The 10,818-nt window shown below is 72.7% G+C and carries 4 protein-coding genes; all 4 read right to left on the reverse strand.

Translation table 11 applies throughout. The features are described 5' to 3' along the window. The coding region (locus D7V88_RS33415) for a M28 family peptidase (RefSeq protein ID WP_120544670.1) at positions 1 to 1,119 on the reverse strand (1,119 nt) is incomplete at its 3' end. Between the two features lie 85 nt (positions 1,120 to 1,204). Continuing rightward, positions 1,205 to 3,757, reverse strand: a complete 2,553-nt coding sequence (locus D7V88_RS33420; RefSeq protein WP_120544671.1) for a carbohydrate binding family 9 domain-containing protein — start codon at positions 3,755 to 3,757, stop codon at positions 1,205 to 1,207. 67 nt (positions 3,758 to 3,824) lie between these two features. Then, a complete protein-coding gene (locus tag D7V88_RS43945; protein ID WP_208726624.1) occupies positions 3,825 to 5,231 on the reverse strand; it encodes an aspartyl/asparaginyl beta-hydroxylase domain-containing protein in 1,407 nt (468 codons plus the stop codon). After that, a complete protein-coding gene (locus tag D7V88_RS33435; RefSeq protein ID WP_120544672.1) occupies positions 5,228 to 10,816 on the reverse strand; it encodes a non-ribosomal peptide synthetase in 5,589 nt (1,862 codons plus the stop codon). The genes D7V88_RS43945 and D7V88_RS33435 overlap by 4 nt, the downstream gene beginning before the upstream one ends. Positions 10,817 to 10,818: the final 2 nt, after the last annotated feature.

Genomic DNA, 10,818 nt, shown 5'->3' on the forward strand with positions numbered 1-10,818 from the left:
GCCGCGTCCCAGCCCTCTCATGGACAGCAGGCCGCGACGCCGGGAGGCCTCGCACGCCCCCAGGAACAGGAGCACCGCGCCCACCGCCAGTCCCACCGCGATCCGGGGCGGATACACGACCGTCCCCACCCCGAGCACATCGAAGAAGGTCACGGTCCCCGCTCCGGACGCCTGGGGCGGCAGGGGTCCCGCCGCGAGCCGGCGCACCAACGCCAGCACCGTGTCGCCGACATGCTGGAGCGTCCCCGGCGGCACGGCCTCCGGCCGATCCAACGACGTGTGGTACGCGTAGCCGCCCTCCACCAACGCCAGGTCGAGCCCCGGAATGCCGCCCCCCACGTACTGCTCGAAGTCCGTGTAGAAGGGCGCCGCGCCACTCGCCATCACGTCCTGGCCCAGCACGGACGCGCTCGGGGAGGGCACCGCGTCCGCGTACGCCTCCAGCAACCCCTGCGCGCCGGGGCTCGCGCGGAAGAGGACCAGCCGGCCTCCGACGCCCACGCCCTCCAGGTTGATGAACGCCTTCACGTCCCGCGCCCACGGATGGCGCAAGAAACCCGCCGCGCCCAGGCGGCCGTCCTCCTCGCCGCCGTTGAGGTTGAGCAGCACCGTGTGGCGCGGACGCGGCCCCGCGCTCAGCGCGCGCAGCATCTCCACCGACGCGGCCACCGCCAGGGCGTTGTCTCCCGCTCCCGGACTCTCCTCCGGACTGTCGTAGTGCGCGGACACCAGCACCGCGTCCACGCTCTCGCCGGGCAGCCGCGCCAGCACGTTCACCGCGCGGAAGAGGATGAGACTCCCCTCGTCCACCACGCTGGCCTCCGCGTCCTGCACCACCACCTCCACGCCCGGCAGCGCACGCAGCCGCTCCACCAGCAGCGTCACCGCCCGCTGCGCCGCGGGTGAGCCCAACGGGCGCGGCTCCTCCGCCAGCGCTCGCACCAGCGGCAGCGCTCGCGCCTCCGAGAACACTTCGGGCGCGGCTCCCGCCGGGAGCGGCTCCACCGGACTGCGCGCCACCCACGCCGCCCCCAGCACCGTCACCAGCACGGCGATGACTCCGGCTCCCCGGCCCGCACGCACCGCCAGGTCTCCGGGCCCACGGCCTGCGCTCACCATGCGCGGCCCGCCTTCAGCGGCACCGTGCCCGCGCATGACCCAAGGCCCCGCCGGTGCGCCCGGACTCCTGACAGACGGCGAGCGCTCACCACGCGTAGCTCGCCTTCAGCAGCACCGTGTCCGAGCGCGGTCCCAGCCCCAGCCCTTGCGGCCCGAGCGACCTTCGGCCCGCGTCCGCCCCTTCCAGCAGCGGCTCCTCCTGCGCTCGCGAGTAGATGAAATAGAGCGTGGAGCCCACGTGGTACTCCCACCGCGCCACCACGTTCACGTTGAGCGCCGCCGTGTGGAAGCTGGGGTCCTCCACGTCCGTCACTGGCTGGAGGTCGCGCAGCCGCACCGTCCCGTCCTCGGGGATTCGCGCCGCGTAGAAGGGACCGTACGGGCCAAGGCCCGTGAGCAACTGCACCCGCGCCTGCAAGGTGAGCCGGGGCGTGACGACCACGAGCTGCTTGAAAGTCAGCGTGAGGAAGCGCGGCACCAGCTCCGCGAAGAGCAGCCGTCCATCCTCCGTCTCCCCCGTCCACCGGGGACCGTCCTGCGTGGCCTCGTACGACACGTCCACGTCCGTCTGGAGCCGGGGCATGGGACGCCACGACACGCCCGCGCTCAGGGCCTTGCCCACCCGTCCCGGCGAAGGGCCGTTCCGGGTCGTGCGGTCCACGTAGCCCTCCAGCTTCAAGGCCAGCGGTCGCAGCGGATCCGTCTCCAGCCCGCAGGTGAGGTAGCCGAAATCCGGCAGCTCGTACGCCAGCCCCCGCCCCGGAATCTCCCGCAGGTCGCGGCGATCCGTCTCCACGCCCGCGTCACAGAACAGCGTGCTGAAGTCCGGCAGCACGCCCTCCAACGTCAGGTCCAGCCCGCGCGACAGGGGCAGCCCCCTCGCATCCGTGGACCAGCCCCCCTGCACCCGCACGCCCAGCCACAGCTCCGGGAAGATGCCCCACCGCGAACCCCGTCCGTACTGCACGTGGGCCGACACCTTCTGCTGGTTCTGGAGCGGTTGGAAGCCGGACGCGTTCAGGTCCAGCGTCGGCGACTCGTACTCGTACGTCAGCGTGGTGCGCCACGGCTCGCCGCCCAGCTTCCCGCCGCGCAGGTAGGCCCCGAAGCCCAGGTCCCCCGGACGCAGCAGCGTCCCGTCGCGCAAGAGCAGCCCCTCGGGTCCACCGCCCGTCACCCGCGACGCGTCCACCTGTCCGGACACGGCGAAGACCCCGTCCGCCGTGCGCAGCCGGAAGTCCGCCGCCGCGGCCTGTCCCCCGCGCACGACACACGGTGGATCATCCGGCAACGGCGTTCCCTGGCACTTCGAGGACAGCGGGCTCGCCGCGGTCACCATCAGGCCCAACTGCTGGCCTTGAGCCACCTCCGCGCGCAACACGCCCGCAAGCGAGTTCATGGGCGGCGGCACCACGCGCGGCAGTGTGGCCTGCGAGGCGAAGTGCAGCGGACGTGCCCACTGGAAGCGGTAGCCCCGCGCCGGTGCGTTCCCCAACGCCGGGGCGCCCAGGGAGACGGCGTTCAAGAGCCCCACCTGCACGCCGTCACTCACGGTGCCCACCAGCTTCACCGCGCCCAACAGCGGCTGATCCAGGCCCACGCGCCGCGAATAGAAGAGCGTCTGCGCGGAGCGCCCCGCCTGCGCGCCCACCGGCTGGAACAGCTCCAGCCCCTCCAGGAAGAAGGGGCGCTTCTCCGGGAAGAACACCTCCGAGGTGCTCAGGTTCACCAACAGCTCGTCCGCCTCCACCTGGCCGAAGTCCGGGTTGAACGTGCCCGTGAGCGACAGGTCGCTGGCGAGCGCAGCCTGGAAGTCCAGCCCCACGTCCGCGGAGGGCTCCACCGACGACACCCCGCCCAGCGGTACCTCGGTGCGGCTCGCGGTGAGCCGGCTGGCCACGTAGGGCGTCAACATCAGCCCCCGCTGGTGGTGCACGCCCTCCAACCCCTGGAAGTCCGCGAAGCGCGACACGAGCGCGTTGGCCTCGCGCGGGATGACGGTGGAGTCCACCTGTTCGTGCGTCCGGGCCATCTGCCGGCGGACGTGGAAGCCCCACGTCTGCACCAGCGCCTCCGGGAAGCGCAGGACGGACAGGGGCACTCTCAGCTCCGCGGTCCACCCCTCCTGCGTGACGGTGGCCTCGCCCTCCCAGACGGCGTCCCAGTCCTTCGCCTCGGTGGTGTCCTCGGTGAGCCGCGCATCCTCCAGCGTACCGCCCGCGTTGATGGAGAAGAGGTAGGCGGTGGCCCGGTCCCTCAGGGTGTCCACCATCACCGTCACCATGTCCGAGGGCGGGATGGCGTCGCGCCGGCCCAGGCTCCGGCGGATGAGTGCGGGCTGGCGATCAAAGGCGGTGATGCCCACGTAGAGGTTGCGCTCGTCGTGGAGGATGCGCACCTCGGTGCGCTCCCCGGGCTCGGCTCCCGGCGTGGGGAAGCTCTGCACGAAGTCCGAGTACACCGGCGCCGCGGCCCACGCGGGTTCGTCCAGCACCCCGTCCACCGCCACGGCGACCTGCGTGCGCGCAGCCCGGAAGACGGCGGGCACACGCGGGCCCTCCGCCGCCTGGGCCGGCACCGCCAGCGCGAGCCAGAGCCCCGCCAGCCACCCTCCTCCGAACCTCACCGCCCGCTTCAAGTTGGTTTCCTTCCAGCGTGCGCGCGGTCTCCGTCCCCACGGGCCGGGGACCGCGCAGCACGAGCCCTCAGGCGTAGGTTTCGCGGTCCACGTCGACGTTCAAGATGACCCGGTTGCGATCCGAGCGCTGCCACACCTCGTGGTACTGGGTGTCGTCGAAGACGAAGCAGCGCCCCTCCTCCCAGGAGATGAACTCCCGCCGCACGCGCGGCGACTTGGCGAGGACCTCCGGGAACGCGCGCTCGATGAAGAAGAGCGTGTTGAGGTAGTACAGCTCCTCGCGGCCGGACTCCGACGCCAGCGCGGCGGGAGAGGCCTCTCCGTTCGCCGTGAGCACACCCTGCGCCTGGAGCCGGGCGAAGGTTTCGTCGAACACCGGCGAGGCGGGGCGCGGCGTCGCGTCCCGGTACGGCAGGCAGAAGCCCGGCTGTTCGATGCGCGTGTTGAGGGCCTCCGCCACCGCCCACAACAGCTTCCAGGCCCCTTCCCGATCCTCCGTCCGCGTGAGCGAGGAGAAGCCTCCGAGCGCGCGCAGCTCCGCCTCCGGCAGCGCCTCACGCAACAGCCGCGCGGGCAGGCTGTCGTTGCCCGCGGCCAGGAGCGGCAGGAAGCGATCCACGTCCTTGAAGTCGTTGGGCGACACGCGGTGCGACCCCACGGCCATCACCGCGTCGCCCGGGACGATGAGGCCCAGGTGGCAGCGCAGCATCGTGGCGTCGTTGCCCGTGTGGGCGATGATGTGAGAGCCGGGCGCGAGGCAGGAGAACCACACGCTGCGCAGGCCTGGGATCTTCTTCACGATGGACGTCGTCACCGGGCACGCGTCCGTCACGTCGCGGAACTCGGTGACGCCGCCCTTCTTCAGGAAGCTGGGATAGACGACCTCCTCCAGCACCGCGACGTGAAGCCAGCGCAGCGCGTCCCGGGCTTCGTCGTCCTCCATCCGTCCCAGCGCGTACCGACCGTCCCGCTGCACGAGCCGGCCTTCGACCAGCAGCTTCGCCAGCCGCTCGCGCGAGCGGGGTGCACGCTCGTCCAGGGTGAGCTGGTGCTGGTGCTCCACGAAGAATCCGGCGTCCGCCACCACCGCGTTCATGCCGCCCACCAGCCGGTCGATCATCGAGGGCGTGCAGTCGTGCGGCGAGGTGTACGTGGACAGCTCGCGCATCGTCTCCTCGCCCAGGCGGGCCTGGAGCAGGCCTGATTCGAACGAGGTCGGATCGCCCAGCAGCACGGTGAAGAGCTGGAGCGGATCCGTGCAGTCGGACACGGTGAAGCGCGGGCGGTTGCGAACGTCCAACCGGTTGTCGTGGTACAGCAGGTCCAACGTGGTCCACCCGGCCGTGTACACGTCCGAATAGGCGTACGGCTTGAACCGGGCTTCGATCTGCCGCTCCGCCTCCGCGCGAATGGCCGGGTAGTTCGCTTCCAGCTCCTGCGTGAAGGGGAAGAGGTGCTTCGGGTAGAAGTTCATGGCCCTGGGTTCCTTTCGTGGGTGGGAGCGTGCGCGGTGGGCGTCAGGTCGCCTTCGAGCAGCGACTGAAGGGCGTTGCCCACCGCCCGCACATGGGACGGCTTCAAGAGTTGGTAGTGGTCGCCGGGGACAAGCAGCGTCCGCACGCCACCCTGCGCGACGCGGGCCCAGCCCCAGTCAAGCGAGGAGGCCTCCCGGATGCCGCCCCCGGCTCCGGCCAGCAAGGTCAGTGCCCCCGCGTACGGCCCGGGGCGGTAGGCGTGCAGGGCTTCCAGATTGGCGCGGAACACCGCGTACAGGCGCTCCAGCGTTTCCAGCGGCGCGTCCTCGGGCAGCACGCCGCCATCCCGCGCGGCCCGCAGCAGCTCCGGCAGGCTCGCGCCCGGCGCGAGCGACTCCACGGCCCCCTCGGACAACCCCAGATCCACCGCGAAGGCGCCCAGGAGCGCCGCGTCGTCCCCGGGCCCGAGCGGCTCCTCGAAACCTTCCAGCGTCGAGTCCAGCAGGCACACCTCGGCAACAACCTGCCCCGCCGCATCGAGCTGGCGGGCCATCTCGAAGGCGATGACGCCGCCCATGGACCAGCCGAAGAGGTGGTACGGGCCGGACGGTCGCACCCGACGCAGCTCGCGCACGTACCGCGCGGCCATCGCCTCTACCGTCGTGTCCGGCGCGGCGCCAGTGACGCCCTGGGACTGGAAGGCGTAGAGCCGCCGGCCCGTGAGCCTTTCGCCCAGCGCGCGGTAGCACAGGACGTTGCCGCCCACCGGGTGGACGAGGAACAGCGGGGGCGCATCCCCTTCGCCGCCCAGGGGCACCAGCACGCCCTGCTCCCCCCCGGCCGTCTCCACGGCGCGAGCGAGCCCCTCCACCGTGCTCGTCTGGAACAGCGCGGCGAGCGGTAGCCGCACCCCGAAGGCCGCCTCCATCCGCGCCAGCAACCGCAGCACGAGCATGGAGTGGCCCCCGAGCTGGAAGAAGTCGCTCGTCGCCCCCACGCCCGTCACGCCGAGCACGCGCTCGAACAGCTCCACCAGCACCGCCTCGCGCGCGGTCCGGGGCGCGACGAAAGCCCGGCCCGCGTCGCGCGCCATGTCGGACAGGGCCGGCAGCGCGCGGCGATCCACCTTGCCGCTGGACGTAAGGGGCAGCCGCTCCAGCACCGCGAAGCGGCCCGGCACCATGTACTCGGGGAGCACGCGCGCGAGCGCCACGCGCAGGGTGTCGGACCAGTCCGGGCGGGCCACTCCCCCCCGGGGCGCGACGTAGGCGGCGAGCAACGCCTCCCCACCCGGAGCCTGGCGCACCACCACCGCGGCCTCGGCCACTTCGGGCAGGCCCAGGAGCACCGCCTCGATTTCCCCCAGCTCGATGCGGAAGCCGCGCACCTTCACCTGGCTGTCCACCCGGCCCACGTATTCCAGCGAGCCGTCCTCCAGCCGCCGCGCCAGGTCACCGGTGCGGTACAGCCGCGCGCCCGGCTCCACCGCGCAGGGGTCGGGGATGAAGCGCTCGGCCGTCAAGGCGGGCCGGTTCAGGTAGCCGCGCCCCAGTTGCACACCGCCGAGGTACAGCTCTCCCAGCGCGCCGGTGGGCAGCAGGTTGAGGTCCGCGTCCAGCACGTGCATCCGCGTGTTGAAGACCGGGAACCCGATGGGCACGGTGGGCCGCGCGTCTCCGGGCCGGCACGTCCAATGGGACACGTCCACGGACGCCTCGGTGGGGCCGTAGAGGTTGTGGAGCGCGGCGCGGGGCAGCCGTTCGAACGCGCGGCGCTGGAGGACACCCGGGAGCGCCTCGCCGCTGCAGAAGACGCGCGTCAGGGCCTCCAGCGATTCCAGCTCCGGTGCCTCCAGGAAGAACTGGAGCATGGACGGAACGAAGTGCACCGTGGTGATGCGCTCGGCGGCCAGCGTCCGCACGAGGTAGGCGGGATCCTGGTGACCGCCAGGGCGAGCCACCACCAGCCGCGCCCCCACCGCGAGCGGCCAGAAGAACTCCCAGACGGACACGTCGAAGCTGAAGGGCGTCTTCTGGAGCACCCGATCCCCGGGCCCCAGCCCGTAGGCGTCCTGCATCCAGGCGATGCGGTTGTGGATGCCGCGATGGGTGACGAGCGCGCCCTTGGGCCTGCCCGTCGAGCCCGAGGTGAAGATGCAGTACGCGGGATGATCCAGCCCCGCTCCGTCCGGCGGAGGCCGCGTCGCGGCGGAGGGCTCCAGCCCGGCGACCCACGCGTCGTCGTCGAGCACGCACGCGAGGCCCGCGCCTTCGGGCAGCCGCTCCGAAAGGGCCCGGCTCGTGAGCGTCACCTGGGGACGCGCGTCCTCCACCATCTGGCGCAGGCGCTCCGGCGGCAGCGCCGGCTCCAGCGGCAGGTAGGCCCCGCCCGCCTTGAGGATGCCGTACAGGCCCACCACCATGTCGAGCGAGCGCTCCAGGAAAACGCCCACCAGCGCCTCCGGTCCCACGCCTTGTGCGCGCAGCCGATGCGCCAGGAGGTTCGCCCGCGTGTCGAGCTCCGCGTACGTCAGCGACCGCCCCTCCATCTCCAGGGCGATGACCGACGGCGTGCGCGCGGCCTGCTGTTCGAACGGCACGTGCAGCGGGCACGGGTGCTCGAAGACGTGCGTCGTCGGATTCCACGCGCGCAGGAGTTCCTGTCGCTCCTCCGCCCCCAGCAATGACAGCCGGCCCACGGGCAGCTCAGGGCCCGCGACCATCGCCGAGAGGACCGTGCGCAGGCTGCTCGCGAGCCGCGCCACGGCCTCCTCGCCATGGCGGTTCGTGTCGTAGGTGAGCGCGAGCCCCAGCGACGCGCCGGGATAGATGGCCAGGTGCAGCGGGAACCCCGTGCGCGGCGGGCCCAGTTCCTCGACCCCGCCAGCGAAGACGCCCCGCTCACCGCCACGAAGGGGCCAGGGATCCACCACGAGCACGCTCTCGAAGAGGAGCCGCCCGGCGCCCACCTCGCTCCAGCGCTGGACCTGCTCCAGTGGCACGAGTTCGTGCTCGCGCAGCTCCGCCTGCTGGCGTTGCAGCTCGCGCAGCCACGTCAGCACGGGCTGCCCGGATGTCAGGCGGACGCGGACCGGCAGCGTGTTGACGAGCAGGCCCACCAGCTCCGTGACGCGCTCCACTGGCGCGGAGCGGCCCGACACCAGCGAACCGAACACGGCCTCCGCCGTCCCCGCGTGCCGCGCGAGCACGAGCCCCCAGGCGGCCTGGACGAGCGTGCTCAACGTCAACCCGTGGCGCGCGCAGAAGCCCTGGAGGCGTTCCGTCTCGCGGCCGTCCACCTCCACCGCTTGGCGGGCGTAATGAGGCTCCCCGGACCGCGCGGGGAGGTCCCGCTCCCCATGGGGCAGCGGCGTGGGCGAGTCGAAGCCCCGGAGCGCCTCCGTCCACAGCGCCCGCGCCGGGCCAAGGTCCTGCGCCCCTTCGTGGTGCACGAAGTGGCGGAAGTCCGGCGGCGCCGCGAACACGGGCGTCCTCCCGGCGAGCACGGCGTCATGGTGCTCCGCGACCTCCGCGAGCAGCAGGCCCAGGCTCCAGCCATCCAGGATGGCGTGGTGGAAGGACAGCGCGAATCGCCAGAGGCCCGAGGGCGTCCGGGACATCGCCAGCCGGAGCAGCGGCCCCTGCGTCAACGGGAAGCCCCGCTGGAGGTCCGCCTCCAGGAAGCGCAGCCAGTCGGCGTCGGACACCGCGGCCCCGCCCACGCCTTCGACCACCGTCCACGGCGGCGAGGCGTCGGCTTCGAAGCGTTCGAGGATCCGCTGCGCTGGCGGTCCGGCGCCGTCCAGTACGAACACCGTGCGCAGCGCCGCGTGTCGCTCCAGCGCGGCCTTCCACGCCTCCTGGAACGCGACCACGTCCAGGTCCGCGGGCAGCATGCCGCCCACCTGTTCGAAGTAGTCGCGCGACGCAGGCGAGAACAACGCCCGGAAGAGCATGCCCCGTTGCATGGAGGTGAGGGGCACGGCGTCCCCGGACGCAAGCGCCACGGCGGGCTCCGACTCCAACGGCACCAACTGCTCGGCGAATCCCGCCACCGTGGGGTGCTCGAAGAGCTGCTTCGGCGAGGACGCGAAGCCCTCCCGCCGCAGCCGGGACACGAGCCGCATGGCCGCGACGGAATCTCCCCCCAGCGCGAAGAAACTGTCGTCCGCGCTCACCGACGTGCGGGCGAGCACCTCCGCGAACACGCGCGCCACCCACTGCTCCCGGGGACCCGACGGTGCCCTCCCCGTCGAGTGCTCCACCGGCGGCTCCGGGAGCGCCTTGCGGTCCACCTTGCCGTTGAGCGTCGTCGGCAGCGCCTCCAGCACCACGAACGCGGACGGAACCATGTACGCCGGCAGCCGGGACTCCAACGCCTGGCGCAGTCCCTCCGGCGACAACCGCGCACCGGACCGGGCCACCACGTACCCCACCAGCCGCGCCGTGCCTGCCGCCGCCTCGCGCACCGCGACCGCCGCGTCCCGCACTTCGGGAACACTCCGGAGCGCGGCCTCCACCTCGCCCAGTTCGATGCGGTGTCCTCGCACCTTCACCTGCGCGTCCTCGCGCCCGCGCACCTCCAGCCTCCCGTCGGCGCGCAGGCACCCCACGTCGCCCGTCGCATACAGCCGCGCGCCCGGCATGGTGCTGAAGGGATCCGGCACGAAGCGCTCGGCCGTGAGCGCGGCGCGTCCCACGTAGCCCCGCGCCACGCCCACGCCCCCGATGTAGAGCTCGCCGCACACGCCCGGAGGCACCGGCTCCATGCGCGCGTCCAGCACGTACACCGGCGTGTTGAGGACGGGGCGCCCCACCGTCAGCCGCGCCTCCCCGGGCCGCACGCGCTCCACCGTGGACCAGACCGTGGTCTCCGTGGGGCCGTAGAGGTTCCACAGTGCCCCGCCCGTGGCGACGAGCCGCGCGGCGAGATCGGTCGGAAGGGGTTCGCCGCCGCACAGCGCCGTCATTCGCCGCGCGTTCGTCCAGCCCGCCTCCAGCAGCATGCGCCACGCCGTCGGAGTGGCCTGCATCACCGTCGCGCCCGAGCGCTCCAGCCGCTCCGCGAGTCGCGACGCGTCCTGGGCCTCGTCCCGCGTGCACAGTTCGATGCGCGCGCCCACCCGGAGCGGCAGGTACAGCTCCAGCCCCGCGATGTCGAAGGACAGCGTGGTGACGGCCGCCAGCACGTCGTCGCCGGACAGCCCCGGGGCCTCCTCCATGGAGGCGAGGAAGTTCTCCAGGGCCGCGTGGTGCACGCTCACGCCCTTGGGCCGGCCGGTGGAGCCCGACGTGTAGAGGACGTACGCCTCGTCCAGTCCCAGCGGGCCCGGCCCGGCTCCATCGCCTGAGTCCTGGCCGTCCGGCTCCGGTGCGTCCAGGCGCCACAGGGTGCCCGCCTCCGCGCCCAGGCGCGCTTCACAGCCCTGTTCGGTGAGCGTGAGCCGCAACCCCGCGTCCTCCGCCATCAGCGCCAGCCGCTCACGCGGGAAGTGGGGATCCAGCGGCACATACGCCGCGCCCGCCTTCAGCACGCCCAGCAGGGCCACCGGCAAACGGTGCGTCCGCTCCAGGCACACGCCCACCC

Origin of the sequence: Corallococcus terminator (assembly GCF_003611635.1) — a bacterium.
Classification (GTDB): domain Bacteria; phylum Myxococcota; class Myxococcia; order Myxococcales; family Myxococcaceae; genus Corallococcus; species Corallococcus terminator.